This is a genomic window from Enterobacter sp. DSM 30060, assembly GCF_013375955.1.
GTDB classification, from domain to species: domain Bacteria; phylum Pseudomonadota; class Gammaproteobacteria; order Enterobacterales; family Enterobacteriaceae; genus Enterobacter; species Enterobacter intestinihominis.
Map to the genome: position 1 here is coordinate 4,208,404 of NZ_CP056118.1, position 15,019 is coordinate 4,223,422.

Consider the following 15,019-nt stretch of genomic DNA (forward strand, 5'->3'; position numbering starts at 1 on the left):
CCTCCGCCGTTTGCTTGCTTACCTGATTCGCTAAAGTAATGGCGTGAAGAAGTCTACAGGACCAAATCGTGGCAAAAACACTTTTACGCAGCGGTAATCTGGATGATTTTCAGGCCGTTGGCGGCGGCGGACAGGCCGTTTTTGAATCAGCGCTGCAAATCCGCGAAGCGCTTCGGTTGCGCAAACAGCAGGCTATCGTCGATTGCCTGGCCATTCCTCAGGTCAATGACGGCGGCGATCGCGTTGACTGGTACTCCCCGGTTGAGGGAACCGTCTCCAGCTGGAAGGCGGCGGATGAAGACGATCGTTTTCGCGCCCTGCGCTATCTGGAAAACACGCTCGCCAGCATGGAGTCGCTGAGTAAAAAATGCCTTCAGTCACCGAAAATGGCGCAGCAACTGTTTGGATCTCTGCTCTCTAAAGCTTTCCAGTTTCCCGGTGAAAACTTTGTTTTCCTGGTGGATGGCAAACCGGTGATCTGCTTCTGGGGTTTCGTCAGTCTTAACGAAAACGCGCGCGACGACGTGCTGGACTGCCTGCGCGAATCGTTGGTCCCTGAACCTGAACCCGTGATGATTAACGAACCTGAACCTGAGCCAGAACCGGCCCCGGTGGTGACCTTCGAGCAGGCCGACGCGCCGCTTATCACGCCTGTGGCTACCGTCCGTATCACCGAAGATGAGCTGTATACGCCAGAGCCGGTGCGCATGAACACCGTGCCGTCAGAGCCCGCACCAGCGGTGGTGCAGAAAAAACGTCGCTCCCCCCTGTGGTTGCTGCCGGTTGCCACCGTCATTATTGCAGCCATTGCCACGCCGCTGCTCTGGCCAAAACAGGCCCCGACCGCAGCGCCAGTTACCTCACCAGCGCCAGCACCTGTCGCCATTGCTCCGGCCCCCGTGAAGACGGTTGAGCCGCTTGAGCTGAAACTCCCGCTGCACCAGGCAGAAGTGGTAGAGCCGAAGGTGAAGACGCCTGCCCCGGCAGCCGAACCGGTGGTCATTACCGCGATACCGAAAGATGCCATGGTAATGGAAGCAAACCAGGTCAAAGCGGGGTTAACGCGCTTCCTGAACGGCACCTGGCGCGCGTTTCTCGATGTGCAGGATCCGCTCACCGGCAAACCGCCGTCTCTGCGCTACCAGATCCAGAACAATAAAGGTTTCGCCCGGGTCGTGCATGGCGACAACATTGTCTGCCGGGTAGACGTCTTTTCCGGATTACACAGCAACGGCGAGCTGTTGATCAAAACGCGCGGAAACGCTCGTTGCACCGACGGTTCACGCTATCCGATGCCGGAAGTGACCTGTAAGGCAGGTGCCAGCGACGTGGCGGAATGCACCGCACGTTACGATGCCCACACCGTCGTTCCTCTGACGTTCAAGAAAGCAGGTGTCTGATCCTATGCTGGTTAATCTTTGCGACTATAAACAGAGCGTGACGCTGATTGCTAACAGCGGCGTACAGTTTCTCGATTTTGGCCTGACTCCGCAGGACACCGCCAGCAACGGGCGTTTCGTGCGTAAAACGGCAAACGGCCCGCTGCTGCGCCTGGATTTTGACCTGGTCAACGGCCGGTACACGCTGCCTGCCACCGATGGCGGGAAGCCGGAAGTGGTCAAGCCTGAAAGCACCATTCCACTGCATGACTCCCTGACCGTGCTGGACGGTGTCTGGCTGCCGCTCCCTTTCCTGCGCTTTAACCCGCCGCGGACGTTTGTTGATGGCCCCGATAACTGGGCGCGCGTCCAGGTACGGAAGCTGTCCACGCCCGACGCGGCTGGCAATACGCACCGGGTCACCGTCGCGCTCGACAGCCAGATTGCGGAGCATGCGACGTCTGCCCTGTCGCCGGTTGAAAACGACATTCTTAACGGCACGCGTTTCGCCCTCGCCTGGCGCGACAGTGAGGTTGAGAGTTTCCTCGACCAGACCTGGATTGACGGCTGGCTGCGTGAAGCCTTCACACAATATGCTGACGGTGTTGAAAAACGCGCCGAGCGCGAGCTGCATCAGGCCATGCGCAGCTTTGAATATCAGGCGCACTGGCTCAACCTGCTCTCCATGCTCGGTGAACAACTCACCGTGCCGGAAGTGAAGTTTGTCACCCATACCCTGAGCACCCCTGCTATTCCTGTCGATCTGATCCTTGACGTAGGCAACACCCACACCTGCGGCGTGATTATTGAAGATCATGGTGATGCCAACGACGGCCTGCGCCAGACGGCTGAGCTCCAGGTGCGTTCCCTGAGTGAGCCGCAGTTCCTGAATGAGCCGCTTTTTACCAGCCGTCTTGAATTTTCTGAAGCGCGTTTTGGCAAGCAGCACTTCTCGGTGGAAAGCGGCCGGGAGGATGCGTTCGTCTGGCCATCCATTGTCCGCGTGGGTGATGAAGCGCGTAAGCTGGCGATGCAGCGTCTGGGCACGGAAGGCAACAGCGGTATCTCCAGCCCGCGTCGCTATCTGTGGGACGAGACGCCGGTGGTGCAGGACTGGCGCTTTAGCCAGATGAACAGCAAAACTCAGCGCGAACCGCTGGCAACCGCGTTTCCGCTGATGAACCTGATGAACGACGACGGGGAACCGCTCTTTACGCTGCCGCAGGATGAGCGCCTGCCGGTGTTCTCGCCGCAGTACAGCCGCAGCACCCTGATGACGCACATGCTCTGCGAGCTGCTGGCTCAGGCGCTTGGCCAGATTAACAGCGTAGCCACCCGCTTGCGGCTTGGCTTCCCGGCCTCTCCCCGCCAGCTGCGAACGCTGATCCTCACCCTGCCTTCGGCGATGCCGAAACAGGAGCGCGAGATTTTCCGCCGCCGCATGTTCGAAGCCATCGCCATCGTCTGGAAAGCGATGGGCTGGCATCCGCAGGATGAAGATTTTGCCAGCCGTAAACAGCAGGAAAAAAGCGTGGTGCCGGTCCCTGAGATCCAGATGGAGTGGGACGAGGCCAGCTGCGGCCAGCTGGTGTGGCTGTATAACGAAGCCATTTCCCACTTCGGTGGCCAGACCGAGGCCTTTTTCGCCTCCCTTGCCCGTCCGGATCGCGCGCCTGAGCCTGGCGTCCAGCCGGGGCGCGCTCTGCGCGTGGCCTCGATTGATATCGGCGGCGGCACGACGGATATGGCCATCACGCACTATCAGCTAGACGATGGTACCGGTAATAACGTCAAAATCACCCCGCAACTGCTGTTCCGCGAAGGGTTCAAGGTCGCTGGCGACGACACACTGCTGGACGTGATCCAGCGCTATGTTTTGCCCGCACTGCAAACCCAGCTTCAGAAATCCGGCATAGCCGATGCTTCCCAGCTGATGGCATCCCTGTTCGGCGACTCCGGGCGGATCGATACCCAGGCGGTCCTGCGCCAGCAGACGGCACTTCAGCTCTTTATGCCGATCGGCCACGCGATCCTGGCGGCGTGGGAATCGAGCGATGTTGACGATCCGCTGGCCGGGCTGCATGCCACCTTTGGCGATCTACTTGCGCAAAAACCGACCCGCAACGTGATGAACTATCTCCAGCAGGCGATCGACCATGCGTTGCCTGCCGGCTCAGAACACTTTGATCTGTTCAGCGTCCCGCTGCACGTCAGTTTCCGCGAGATGCAGGACGCGATGCTGGCGGGTCAGTTCACGCTTGCCGCCCCGCTGCATGCGGTATGTGAGGCGATATCTCACTACAGCTGCGATATTCTGCTGATCACGGGACGGCCAGGCTGTCTGCCAGGCGTTCAGGCCTTGATTCGCCACCTGCAACCGGTGCCCGTCAACCGCATCGTCTGGCTGGATAAATACCAGGTTCATGAATGGTATCCGTTCAGCCAGCAGGGACGGATCGGCAACCCGAAATCCACCGCCGCCGTGGGTGCGATGCTCTGTAGTCTGGCGCTGGATCTTCGTCTGCCGCGCTTTAACTTTAAAGCAGCAGATATTGGCGCGTACTCTACGGTGCGCTATCTGGGCGTGCTGGATAACACCATCAATACCCTGCGGGACGAGAACGTCTGGTATCACGATATCGACCTCGATAAACCCGGCGCGAAACTGGACGCCCGTCTGCACTTCCCGCTGCGCGGCAACGTTACGCTCGGCTTCCGGCAACTGGCCAATGCCCGCTGGCCCGCGACGCCGCTCTATACCCTGAGCATCAACTCTGCCGAGCTGGCGAAAGCCATTGCGGGCGACGGCGTACTGAACGTGCGCCTGAAGCTGTGTGGCGGCAATAAGCAGGAGGGCCCGGAATCTTTCGAGCTGAGTGATGCCTGGCTACAGGACGGCACGCCAGTGCCGCCGGACGCCCTGACCTTTAAACTGAATACTCTGGCCGATCGCCGACACAGCGGCAGCCACTACTGGATCGACAGCGGGAGCGTATACCTCAAATGACTGCGACGACTGCCACCACTCAGGCCTTAATCGGGTGGATCAACGAGACGCGACAGCACGCCCCGATGCTGGATAACGAAGCCGACGCCCTGCTTGCCCGCCTTAACGCTGCTCGCGCGCGTGAAGAGGCCCTCGAACGTGCCCTTGTCTGCCAGGGCAGCATCGGCTTATACGGCCACTCGCAGGCCGCGAAAGCGCATCTGCTGGCCTCCCTGTGCGGCAGCGGCGACGAACGGCTGAACGTTACGCCGGGTCAACGCACGTTTGATTACTTCTCGCATATTAACCCTGGGCATGCGCCGACCAACATGGCCGTGCGTTTCACCAGAGCGTCCAGCGAGGTCGCAGACGACGCGTTTCCCCTGCGCCTGAGCCTGGTAACGGAGGCCGAGCTGGTACAGCTGTTTATCGCCCGCACCACGTTGGATCCGCAGATCCGTGCGGTGGATAAATCGGTGATTGAAGCCCGGCTTGAGAAGTGGCGTACGCTGCGTCAGCCGCACAGCGTGCCGGGAATAACGGCGCAGGAAGTCGCGACCGTTGCCCGGTTCTGGCAAACCGTAGTACCCGGCGCTAAGCAGCATATTGATGATGCCCTGTGGCACCAGTTTGCCCTGCTGGTTCCGTCGCTTGATCTCAGCACCCGCGCCAGCATCTGGTCTCTGCTGTGGGGTGAGCAGCAGGAGTTAACCCAGCAGTGGCTTAAACTCGCCCAGGTGCTGCATCAAACCAGCCATGCCAGCGCGCTTGCGGCGCCGTTGAGTCTGCTGGTGGACAGTTTTGGTCTGCCGTGTGAAGGTTTCCTTACTCACGGGGCCTTTACCGTGCCGGAAGCGCAGGAAACATTGCTTCATCCGGTAAATAACGGCGAGTTGCTTAATGCCATTAGCCTGCCCGTCGATGTGCTGGCCTGCCTGACCCGCGAAGTGGTGCTGCCCGTTGAAAACTGCGTTCTGGATAACGTAGATATTATTGATATTCCGGCCATTTCTGAGGAAAACACGCCGCTGATGACGCAGGCAAAATGCCTGTGGTTGCTGGAGCATTATCGTCAGCACATACAGCCTGATGTCCTGGTTATCTGCAATGCGACGGCCCACCACCAGCAGACGGCAAAAACGGCCAGACTCCTGCAAAACTGGGTCAAAGAGACGCAGCCGGTGGAAGAGTCCGCGTTGCCGGGCCTGGTCTGGGCCATTACCCCTCACGATGCGCGGTTTACCACAAAGCAGAATCTGGACGAAGCGGTGCAACAGTTGCTGGGCCAGCCGGGTCTGCGCTGGGGCACGCTCCAGGCGCTCGATACCCACAGTATGCAGCGGGTAATTGAATGGCTGTCGCAGGCTACCCTTCCAGCACAGCGCCAGAAGCGTCTCCACGCGCTGAAAAGGCTGTTGCAACAGTCTCTGACCACGCTGATGCGCGCATACGTCGCCCCACTCACTCAGGAGCCAGGCGCAGGGCGGGCAGAGGCCGAAAAAATGGTCCGTACGCTGCAAGGCAGCGCCGCTCGTCATGGTGAACTGCTTGAGGGGCTTCTGCCGCCGTTAAATGCGTTTGAGACGCTGCTGACGGTTCACCAGCCCCGTGAGGAACAGGTCAACGGCCTGTTTAACGACGTTATCGATCTGTTTGCGGAAGAGACGCCGGAATATCCAGGCACGTTGCAGACCAAAGACAAGGCGCGACTGGCCCATAACGTGTGGGTTAACCATCTTCGTCAGTGTAGTCGCAACGACGCGGCCGCCGCCCGTCTGGGCCTGGACCCAGAGGTATTACAGCAGATTGCGGATGTGTTAATCGTTACCAGCTACCGGCTGGATCTGCCGCTGCAACTGCAACGCATTGCAGAAACAGATAAAAGCAGTGCTGCGCAGCTGCATGCCGCGACAGGCAATTTCATTAGTTGGCTTGGCTATGAACTGACGCCCGTTTCTGAACGGCCTGCAAGCCGGATCCGCAAAGGTCAGCCAATTTTTGTGACGCCAGTTGTGAGCAATGCTTCACCCCGTCTTACCCGACTTGGCGAGCAGCCTGTTCATGCGGCGACAGCCTATGTTTATGACTGGCTGGTTGCGCTCTACACCCGCGCGATTGAGAATGTGGATTATCAGTGCCCGTATGACATTAAGCCTGCTGCGCGGAAAGCCTTGTCTGCCTTGCTGTCTTAATCATTGCAGCCCGCAGCAATGCGGGCTACCCCTTCATGATCCGTTTATGAAGCCAGACAAAGCCTGAGCCAACGCTGACGGGTTTTCCCAGGACATTGAATGGCCCGCATCAGGGATAATTTTTACAGCAACGCCTTTTTGTTGCAGGCGATTAAAATCTTCATCAGGCAGGGACCACTCACCAAAAACTAACATGACCGGGCAGCTCAATGACAAAAACAGGTGTTCCCAGTCGGGTTTAACGCCCTTGACCAGGCTCGTTGCGCCGCGCCAGACGGCCCAGGGGGCATTGCTTTGAAGGCTTCCAGACCACGCCGTCGTTTCCGCCCGCAGCATGTCATCATAGCCCTGTTCCAGAAAATGTTGTTCCGTTTGGGCCGCAATTGCCCGGCTGAACATCCCGCCACCCGCATGAAAATTGGGTTCAGACACTATCAGGCCTTTAACGCGTGACTTTAGCAGCGTTGCCGTTTCGATCGCGATACTCCCCCCCATGCTATGACCATAGAGCCAAAGACTATCCAGGCCGAGATGGTCTAACAGTTCAACCACCACCTGCGCCTGTTCACTTGTGCGATAACGGTAGTTGTCAGGTTTGTCACTGTAACCGCTACCGGGAAGATCGATCAGAATGGCTCTGCGCCCCCCGAAACGGGTATCACAGACAATACGAGGATATTCATACGACGATGCACAGCCCAACCCGTGGATAAACACAACCGGGTCACCGAAACCGGGAAGATACTGCCAGCGCACCTTGCAGCCTGCTTGCTGTGAATAGAAACTGTTCATAAGCACTCCATGTATGACGGACTGTATATTTATACAGCCTCAATGTATGGAATGCTATGTCTGGATGCCGATTCTTGAAGCGTGCTTCAGAAAAGAGAGATTAACAGGGCAACAGGAAAGCTCATCGGCCAGGTAGATCCCACCAGGAATGCGCTCAACAGGCGAATACGTTTACGATCTTTAGACAGGAACCAGGTAATTAATGCGCAGATGGAGGCCATGATTGCGTAGAAAACCAACATCTTTTGATACAACGTCATTCTGTTTACCTGAGCCGAAAAATAACCGCACGCAATATGCGTCATATGTTGACACAGATCAAGTTTTTTCGTTACACAATAACCACTTAATTATTAATGATAATAACAACTGAGTACCTTGTGTAACAACGCCGGGTAAAGCAAAACGGTTATTATTGATAACATGCAAATTAAATGCACTTTTTGATAAATCCATCCCCTCAGAAAGCAGTCTAATAACAGCAGGCTTTTAAGGGAGGAAACATGCTACGCATTCCGCAGAGTTGCATTCACACCCGTTCCACGCCTTTCTGGAACAAAGAAACGGCCCCAGCCGGCATTTTTAAACGTCACCTGGATACGGGCACGCGTCCGGGCGTTTACCCTCGCCTGTCGGTGATGCGTGGCGCAGTGCGTTATCTGGGCTATGCTGATGAATTTACACCTGAGCCTGACAGCGAGCTCGTCATTGAAGCGGGTCGTTTCGGCGTTTTCCCGCCAGAGAGATGGCACCACATTGAGGTGATGACCGACGATACCTTGTTCAATATTGAATTCTTTGTTGAACCTGAGGTGCTTAAGTCCCTTTAAGCGTCCGACAACATGAAGGAAACTATTATGTTACGTATTCCTGAAAACTTTGTTCATACCCGCTCGACGCCGTTCTGGAATAAAGAGAGCGCCCCAAAAGCGCTTTTTACCCATCACAACACCAAAGCCGGCGTGTACGGTCGGTTGTCCGTCATGCAGGGTGCGGTGCGTTACTTTGGCTTTGCCGATGGCGATGCCACCGAACCCGATCTGGAAGTGATCATTGAGGCCGGTTCTTTTGGCATCTCGCCACCGCAAAAATGGCACCGCATTGAGCTACTGACCGACGACACGTATTTTAATATCGACTTTTTCGCGGATCCTGCCGTCACGCTCAGCGGTGCGGGTATCGGTAAAGTGGTCAACACGCATAAGGAGTAAATAATGGGTAAGGCTACCTATACCGTGACCCTCACCAACAACAGCAACGGCGTGTCGGTGGATTATGAAACAGAAGCGCCAATGGAGCTGTTGATTCCGGACGTCGCGGCAGATGTCGTGAAGGATCTGGTGAATACCGTTCGCGCCTACGATACGGAAAATGAACACGAGGTATGTGGCTGGTAAGCTGAATCGCCCGGCACTGCGCCGGGCATGAGGGTTTAGTGTTTAAACATGACATGTCGGATTACCGTGTAATCCTCAAGTCCGTAGACCGACATATCTTTTCCGTAACCGGATAACTTCATCCCGCCGTGCGGCATTTCGTTCACCAGCATAAAATGGGTATTGACCCAGGTGCAGCCATACTGCAACCGTGCGCTGAGGCGATGGGCGCGTCCGACGTCTTTTGTCCAGACGGACGAGGCCAGGCCGTATTGCGAATCGTTAGCCCAGTTCAGCACCTGCGCTTCATCCTCAAATTCTGTCACGCTGACCACCGGGCCAAACACTTCTCGCTGGACGATCGCATCTTCCTGCTTCGCCCCGGCCAGTAGCGTTGGCTGGAAGTAATATCCTGCCCCCTCTCTTTTACTGCCACCGGTGACGACGCGGATATGTCCAAGGGCTTTGGCTTCATCCACGGCAGCGCAAACGCGGGAAAGATGCGCTGCGGAGCTGAGCGGGCCCAGCTCCGTTGATGTATCGTCCGGCGCGCCCATTTTCAGGCTGGTAACAGCTGCGCCCAGCTTTTCGACCAGCGCGGGGTAAATCCCCTTCTGGGCATAGATACGACAGGCTGCGGTACAATCCTGACCAGCATTGTAGAAACCAAACGTACGCACGCCTTCAACCACGGCATCCAAATCTGCATCGTCAAAGACAATGACCGGGGCTTTTCCGCCCAATTCCATATGGGTACGTTTAACTGAAGATGCGGTATGCCCGATAATATGTTCTCCGGTAGCAATAGAGCCGGTGAGAGAAACCATACGGACTTTTTCGTGCCCGGTCAGCGGATCTCCTACGGTTTTGCCGCGACCAAACAGCACGTTGAGCACGCCTGGCGGGAAGATATCTTTCGCCAGTTCCGCCAGCTTCAGCGCCGTCAACGGGGTGATTTCAGACGGCTTGATGACGACACAGTTTCCCGCCGCCAGCGCGGGCGCCAGCTTCCACGCCGCCATCATCAGAGGATAGTTCCAGGGCGCGATAGAGGCGACAACGCCAACCGGGTCGCGGCGAATCATTGAGGTATGTCCTTCGAGGTATTCTCCGGCAGCCAGCCCATTCAGGCAGCGGGCGGCCCCGGCAAAGAAGCGAAACACATCGACCACGGCCGGGATCTCATCTCCCTGGACACAGTGCAGCGGTTTCCCGCAATTTAGCGACTCCAGTTGTGCGAACGCGTCAGCGTTGGCTTCTATCACATCAGCCAGTTTCAACAAACTTTCGGCGCGCGTTTTGGGCGTCGTTTGCCCCCACTCAGTGAACGCGCGATCGGTAGCCTGGACGGCAGCGTCCACCTGTGCTGCCGACGCTTCAGCAATCTCCAGCAATACTTCACCCGTGGCAGGATTGTAAACCGCCTGCTTCTCACCCTCGCCGGTCACCAGTTCACCATTAATCAGCAGTTGATTTTGCATAGTATCGTCCTGTTGAAATCGACATTGTTTTCGCTGTCAGCACACGTTCTGGCGGGTCGATGCGTGACAACGTCACGTTACCAATCCACACTCCCTTACTAAAGGTAGACCGCGCGTCATGTCGCTTCAGGAATTTTCATCAAGGTGTGACTGGGGGCAGCATCATTTCGCGAATTAACGCCGCCAGCTGGACGACCGCCTGCTCCTCCCGCTCGCCCCATCCCCATGAGGTATTGAAACGGAAAAACGGTGTCCAGATATTGGACGTGGAAAACATTTTGCCGGGCGCAATGCTGATTTGATGAGTTAATGCCTTTTCACTCAACTGCCCCGCATCCAGCTCTTCAGGCAGTTCCAGCCATAAAAAGTAGCCGCTGTCGTTATGATGGATTTTGACGCCAGCAGGCATATGGCGCAAAAGCGATTGCCAGGCCTGCTGTTTGCGTTCAGCAAGCGTGCGCCGCAGGCGACGAAGGTGGGCGTCGTAACGTTTGGTCGCCAGGTAATCCACCAGCGCCAGCTGCATGGGGGAGCTGGTGGATAACGTACTCATCAGCTGTAACTGCTGAATACGGCGCGCATGTTTTCGCGCCGCCACCCAGCCAATACGGAAACCGGCCACCAGACACTTGGAGAATGAGGAGCAGTGCAACGTCATATCCTGCTTATCCCAGGCCTTTGCCGGAAGCGGCTTTTCGCGGCCAAAGTAGAGTTCGCTGTAAACATCGTCTTCAATCAGCGTGACGTTATGCCGGGTTAATAAGGCCACCAGCTGAGATTTCTTCTCTGCACTCAGCGTGAAGCCGAGCGGGTTCTGACTGTTGGTCATCAGCCAGCAGGCTTTCACCGGATAATCATTTAACGCCTGCTCAAGGGCACTGAGATCGATGCCCTCACGCACGTCAGTGGCAACCGACAGCGCTTTCAGTTTCAGACGTTCAAGTGCCTGGAGTGCGCCATAAAAACAGGGGTTTTCAACGATAACCCAGTCACCTGGTTCAGTGACAGCCTGCAAACTAAGGTTGAGTGCTTCGAGCGCGCCCGCGGTGATCACAATTTCGTCCGGGGAGATATTCATCCCCTGCTGAGCGTAGCGACGGGCAATGGCATGACGTAAGTCGACGTTACCCGGCGGCAGGTTTTCAATCACGCTCATGGCCGTGGCCGTTTTACTGACATTAGCCAGCGAGCGGTTGAGTTGCTGAAGCGGGAATAGGCGCGGATCGGGAAATGCCGAGGCAAAAGGGACAACGGAGGGGTCGCGGCTGGCCTGTAGCACGTCGAAGATATAGGTGTTGATGTCAACTACTTCATCGCGCATCACCTGCGCGGGCGGTGCTGGCTGGTGTGTGGTCGGACGGGCGGCAACGTAATAGCCTGACTGCGGTCTGGCAACAATGCGCCCCTGACTTTCCAGCATCTGATACGCGTGGCCCACGGTCATGAAACTCATGCCGCTGCTTGCCACCTGCTCTCGCAGAGAAGGCAGCTTATCGCCCGGCAACCATACGCCAAGCTCAATCTGCGAGATAATTTGTTGCGCCAGACGCTGGTATTTTTTCATCAGATTCTCCTTATTGCTGACAGTGTATATCAGCAGGAGAAAAAGAGAAGAATTTGCTAACTGTTATGGGAAACGCGGTAGATTACTTGCGGTACTCAGTAATGTGATTCTGAGCAGAACGCGCTGCGGCCAGGTGGTCGAGCGTGATCATCGACGATTTGCAGAAAATGCATTTTGCGCCGAACGGATTTTTGTCAGACACATCAAAAGCTGAGGTGCGGTACTGCGAGCCATGACAGCATGGGCAGCGGAAATGGATATAAGAAGTCATAGGATTCTCCTGTAAACGTAAAAACGTAAATTACTCATGAGCCGATCAGGCAAAAGTTGGTTCGATACAAAACTAATCGGAATGTAGATAAAGACCCAAGAGAGGCTGCGGAGAGGCACAACGTGATGAGAACTGCTTTATAAAACTACGTCAGATATTTATTTGGATTCAAAACCAGAAATCCATTAACGCATGTTGCTGGCGACAAAGCAAGCTGTTTAATGCGTAAAAATCATAAAAAGAAATTTTTTATTCTTCCTTGTTAGCTATATCAGCCAGATAAAGTTCACATTTTCCCACAACTGTTATAGATAAATTATCAATTTCTGCTTCTGCTATCTCATTTTCCCCCTCTTTATCATAACAGCACACCGTTTAACATTGAGGCAGTGCATGTTTGGTCCAGATGCGTTTCATCTTGCGCGAATACAGTTCGCCTTTACCGTATCCTTTCATATTATTTTTCCGGCGATAACCATTGGCCTGGCGAGCTATCTCGCCGTGCTGGAAGGGCTGTGGCTGAAAACAAAAAACCCCGTCTGGCGTTCGCTGTACCATTTCTGGTCGAAGATCTTCGCCGTCAACTTTGGGATGGGCGTGGTCTCCGGCCTGGTGATGGCTTATCAGTTTGGCACCAACTGGAGCGGGTTTTCGCAGTTTGCGGGCAGCATTACCGGCCCTCTGCTGACCTATGAAGTGCTTACCGCGTTCTTCCTTGAGGCGGGGTTTCTCGGAGTAATGTTGTTTGGCTGGAATAAGGTCGGGCCGGGGCTGCACTTCTTTTCGACCTGCATGGTCGCACTGGGGACCCTCATGTCTACGTTCTGGATCCTCTCGTCAAACAGCTGGATGCAGACACCGCAAGGGTATGAAATCATCAACGGTCAGGTCGTTCCGGTGGACTGGTTTGCCGTGGTGTTTAACCCCTCCTTCCCTTACCGCCTGCTGCACATGTCGATTGCGGCATTTCTCAGCAGCGCGCTGTTTGTCGGAGCCTCCGCGGCCTGGCATTTGCTGCGCGGAAACAACACGCCTGCCATTCGCACCATGCTCTCCATGGCGTTGTGGATGACGTTGATCGTAGCCCCTGTTCAGGCACTGGTGGGTGATATGCACGGGCTTAATACCTTAAAACACCAGCCCGCGAAAATAGCCGCCATTGAAGGCCACTGGGAGAATCCCCCGGGTGAGCCTACTCCGTTGCTGCTGTTTGGCTGGCCGGATATGGAGCAGGAACGGACCCGTTTTAGCCTTGAAATTCCCGCTCTCGGCAGCCTTATCCTGACCCACAGTTTCGATAAACAGGTTCCGGCATTGAAGGAGTTCCCAAAAGACGATCGCCCGAACGCCACCATTGTCTTTTGGTCTTTCCGCATCATGGCCGGTTTAGGGATGTTGATGCTCTTCCTGGGCATGGTGGCGGTCTGGCTGCGTTACAAACAGCGCCTCTACACCTCACGTTCCTTCCTGTGGTTTACCCTGCTGATGGGGCCGTCCGGGCTGATCGCGATCCTCGCCGGATGGGTAACAACGGAGGTCGGCCGCCAGCCCTGGGTCGTCTATGGGCTACAGCGTACGAAGGATGCGGTTTCCGCACATGGCGATCTGCACATGAGCATCAGCTTGCTGGCCTTCTTCGTGGTTTATACCGCGGTGTTCGGCGTGGGTTATAGCTATATGGTGCGTCTGATTAAAAAAGGGCCGCAGCCTTATGAATCCTTCGCGACTGAATCCGATGGCCGCCCTGCTCGTCCGCTTTCTGCCGTCACCACTGAATTTAAGGAGTAACCGTAATGGGTATCGATCTTTCCATTATCTGGTTCGTGATTATCGTTTTCGCCACGTTGATGTATATCGTGATGGACGGTTTTGATCTGGGGATTGGCATACTGTTTCCGGTAACACCGAATGCGGACGATCGCGACGTAATGGTCAACAGCGTGGCTCCCGTCTGGGACGGCAACGAAACCTGGCTGGTGCTTGGCGGTGCGGCTCTGTTTGGCGCCTTTCCTCTCGCCTATGCGGTGATCATCGACGCGCTAACCATTCCACTGACAATAATGCTGATCGGGCTTATATTTCGTGGCGTCGCCTTCGAATTTCGCTTCAAAGCGACTCCGGCGCACCGTCCGTTCTGGGATAAGGCCTTTATTGGCGGGTCAATTGTGGCGGCCTTCAGCCAGGGCATCACCGTCGGCGCGGTCATCCACGGGTTCAGCGTCACCGGTCGCGCTTACAGCGGTGGTCCGTTTGACTGGTTTACCGCGTTCAATCTTTTCTGCGGTGCGGGTCTTGTGGTGGCTTACGCGCTGTTAGGATCAACGTGGCTGGTAATGAAAAGTGAAAATGCCCTGCAACAGCGGATGCGTCAGGTATCGAAAGTGCTTCTGCTCCTGCTTCTGGTATTCATTGCGGTAATCAGTATATGGACCCCTCTCGCCCAAGCAGCCATTGCTGCGCGCTGGTTTACGCTGCCAAATCTGTTTTATCTGCTGCCCGTTCCTGCGCTGGTTGCGATCCTGAGTCTGTGCCAGTGGCGCTGCCTGAACGATCCTGCGAGCCATACACTGCCGTTTATCATGACGTTAGGGCTGATTTTTCTTGGCTTTAGCGGGCTTGGGATCAGCATCTGGCCGCATATCATCCCGCCGGACATTACCCTCTGGCAGGCCGCTGCGCCAGCCCAAAGCCAGGGCTTCATGCTGGTGGGCGCACTGTTGATCATTCCTGTGATTCTGGTCTACACCTTCTGGAGTTATTACGTTTTTCGCGGAAAAGTACAGCATGGGGAGGGTTATCACTGATGCAACAACCTGTATGGAAACGTTTGATGTGGCTTGCCATCATCTGGGGCGGCAGCGTCCTGGCACTGGCCTGCGTAAGTATGCTCTTTAAAATGCTGATGGCCGCAGCCGGGTTTAAATCGCACTAATTTATTCACCGGGTGCGTTGCCGCCCGGTCCTTATCTCGCACTTTC

The 15,019-nt window shown here is 55.9% G+C and carries 14 protein-coding genes; 9 read left to right on the plus strand and 5 right to left on the minus strand.

Annotated features, from left to right (window positions below):
• The first annotated feature begins 68 nt into the window (after nucleotides 1–68).
• The 3 genes from HWQ15_RS20090 to HWQ15_RS20100 are packed head-to-tail and all read left to right on the plus strand — an operon-like array spanning nucleotide 69 to nucleotide 6,557.
• Nucleotides 69–1,400: an SrfA family protein gene (locus HWQ15_RS20090; RefSeq protein WP_063215930.1), complete on the plus strand. Its 1,332-nt coding sequence runs from the start codon at nucleotides 69–71 to the stop codon at nucleotides 1,398–1,400.
• Between the two features lie 4 nt (nucleotides 1,401–1,404).
• Nucleotides 1,405–4,386: a virulence factor SrfB gene (locus HWQ15_RS20095; RefSeq protein WP_063148940.1), complete on the plus strand. Its 2,982-nt coding sequence runs from the start codon at nucleotides 1,405–1,407 to the stop codon at nucleotides 4,384–4,386.
• Entirely contained in the window at nucleotides 4,383–6,557 is a 2,175-nt protein-coding gene (locus HWQ15_RS20100; protein ID WP_063148941.1) for a virulence factor SrfC family protein, read from the plus strand. The genes HWQ15_RS20095 and HWQ15_RS20100 overlap by 4 nt, the downstream gene beginning before the upstream one ends.
• Nucleotides 6,558–6,590: 33 nt before the next feature.
• On the opposite strand, the gene HWQ15_RS20105 is transcribed toward HWQ15_RS20100, so the two are convergent.
• Nucleotides 6,591–7,349, minus strand: coding sequence for an alpha/beta fold hydrolase (locus tag HWQ15_RS20105; protein WP_063148942.1), 759 nt, complete (start codon nucleotides 7,347–7,349; stop codon nucleotides 6,591–6,593).
• Nucleotides 7,350–7,435: 86 nt separating this feature from the next.
• Complete coding sequence (locus HWQ15_RS20110) at nucleotides 7,436–7,609, minus strand: GhoT/OrtT family toxin (protein ID WP_003856960.1); 174 nt, start codon at nucleotides 7,607–7,609, stop codon at nucleotides 7,436–7,438.
• 243 nt (nucleotides 7,610–7,852) lie between these two features.
• Between HWQ15_RS20110 and HWQ15_RS20115 the strand changes: the two genes are divergently transcribed.
• The 3 genes from HWQ15_RS20115 to HWQ15_RS20125 are packed head-to-tail and all read left to right on the plus strand — an operon-like array spanning nucleotide 7,853 to nucleotide 8,746.
• Nucleotides 7,853–8,179 (plus strand): DUF1971 domain-containing protein, encoded by a 327-nt coding sequence (locus HWQ15_RS20115; RefSeq protein WP_015570441.1) that lies wholly within the window; start codon nucleotides 7,853–7,855, stop codon nucleotides 8,177–8,179.
• Between the two features lie 27 nt (nucleotides 8,180–8,206).
• A complete protein-coding gene (locus HWQ15_RS20120) occupies nucleotides 8,207–8,560 on the plus strand; it encodes a DUF1971 domain-containing protein (protein WP_022648250.1) in 354 nt (117 codons plus the stop codon).
• A 3-nt stretch (nucleotides 8,561–8,563) separates the two neighbouring features.
• Entirely contained in the window at nucleotides 8,564–8,746 is a 183-nt protein-coding gene (locus HWQ15_RS20125; protein ID WP_063215931.1) for a DUF1869 domain-containing protein, read from the plus strand.
• Nucleotides 8,747–8,781: 35 nt separating this feature from the next.
• Here HWQ15_RS20125 and patD read toward each other — a convergent pair whose 3' ends face one another.
• The 3 genes from patD to HWQ15_RS20140 form a co-directional block, all read right to left on the minus strand.
• Complete coding sequence (patD, locus tag HWQ15_RS20130) at nucleotides 8,782–10,206, minus strand: aminobutyraldehyde dehydrogenase (protein WP_063215932.1); 1,425 nt, start codon at nucleotides 10,204–10,206, stop codon at nucleotides 8,782–8,784.
• A gap of 139 nt (nucleotides 10,207–10,345) precedes the next feature.
• Nucleotides 10,346–11,770: a PLP-dependent aminotransferase family protein gene (locus HWQ15_RS20135; protein ID WP_063148944.1), complete on the minus strand. Its 1,425-nt coding sequence runs from the start codon at nucleotides 11,768–11,770 to the stop codon at nucleotides 10,346–10,348.
• A gap of 82 nt (nucleotides 11,771–11,852) precedes the next feature.
• Nucleotides 11,853–12,041: a hypothetical protein gene (locus tag HWQ15_RS20140; RefSeq protein WP_017693360.1), complete on the minus strand. Its 189-nt coding sequence runs from the start codon at nucleotides 12,039–12,041 to the stop codon at nucleotides 11,853–11,855.
• Between the two features lie 393 nt (nucleotides 12,042–12,434).
• Here HWQ15_RS20140 and HWQ15_RS20145 point away from each other — a divergent pair, with 393 nt between their 5' ends.
• Genes HWQ15_RS20145 through HWQ15_RS20155 form a run of 3 tightly spaced genes read left to right on the plus strand, consistent with a single transcriptional unit; the run spans nucleotide 12,435 to nucleotide 14,973 of the window.
• On the plus strand, nucleotides 12,435–13,829 hold the full coding sequence (locus tag HWQ15_RS20145; RefSeq protein WP_063148945.1) for a cytochrome ubiquinol oxidase subunit I: 1,395 nt from the start codon (nucleotides 12,435–12,437) through the stop codon (nucleotides 13,827–13,829).
• 5 nt (nucleotides 13,830–13,834) lie between these two features.
• Nucleotides 13,835–14,845: a cytochrome d ubiquinol oxidase subunit II gene (gene cydB / locus HWQ15_RS20150; protein WP_063148946.1), complete on the plus strand. Its 1,011-nt coding sequence runs from the start codon at nucleotides 13,835–13,837 to the stop codon at nucleotides 14,843–14,845.
• Nucleotides 14,845–14,973, plus strand: a complete 129-nt coding sequence (locus tag HWQ15_RS20155; RefSeq protein WP_017693358.1) for a DUF2474 domain-containing protein — start codon at nucleotides 14,845–14,847, stop codon at nucleotides 14,971–14,973. Before cydB ends, HWQ15_RS20155 begins: the two co-directional genes overlap by 1 nt.
• Nucleotides 14,974–15,019 lie beyond the last annotated feature (46 nt).

Bases quoted from the DNA above. Each gene is read 5' to 3' on its own strand.
- HWQ15_RS20115 (WP_015570441.1), top strand. From the start codon at position 7,853: ATGCTACGCATTCCGCAGAGTTGCATTCACACCCGTTCCACGCCTTTC.
- cydB (WP_063148946.1), top strand. From the start codon at position 13,835: ATGGGTATCGATCTTTCCATTATCTGGTTCGTGATTATCGTTTTCGCC.
- HWQ15_RS20125 (WP_063215931.1), top strand. From the start codon at position 8,564: ATGGGTAAGGCTACCTATACCGTGACCCTCACCAACAACAGCAACGGC.
- HWQ15_RS20110 (WP_003856960.1), bottom strand. From the start codon at position 7,609: ATGACGTTGTATCAAAAGATGTTGGTTTTCTACGCAATCATGGCCTCC.
- HWQ15_RS20155 (WP_017693358.1), top strand. From the start codon at position 14,845: ATGCAACAACCTGTATGGAAACGTTTGATGTGGCTTGCCATCATCTGG.
- HWQ15_RS20140 (WP_017693360.1), bottom strand. From the start codon at position 12,041: ATGACTTCTTATATCCATTTCCGCTGCCCATGCTGTCATGGCTCGCAG.
- HWQ15_RS20105 (WP_063148942.1), bottom strand. From the start codon at position 7,349: ATGAACAGTTTCTATTCACAGCAAGCAGGCTGCAAGGTGCGCTGGCAG.
- HWQ15_RS20100 (WP_063148941.1), top strand. From the start codon at position 4,383: ATGACTGCGACGACTGCCACCACTCAGGCCTTAATCGGGTGGATCAAC.
- HWQ15_RS20135 (WP_063148944.1), bottom strand. From the start codon at position 11,770: ATGAAAAAATACCAGCGTCTGGCGCAACAAATTATCTCGCAGATTGAG.
- HWQ15_RS20095 (WP_063148940.1), top strand. From the start codon at position 1,405: ATGCTGGTTAATCTTTGCGACTATAAACAGAGCGTGACGCTGATTGCT.
- HWQ15_RS20145 (WP_063148945.1), top strand. From the start codon at position 12,435: ATGTTTGGTCCAGATGCGTTTCATCTTGCGCGAATACAGTTCGCCTTT.
- HWQ15_RS20120 (WP_022648250.1), top strand. From the start codon at position 8,207: ATGTTACGTATTCCTGAAAACTTTGTTCATACCCGCTCGACGCCGTTC.
- patD (WP_063215932.1), bottom strand. From the start codon at position 10,206: ATGCAAAATCAACTGCTGATTAATGGTGAACTGGTGACCGGCGAGGGT.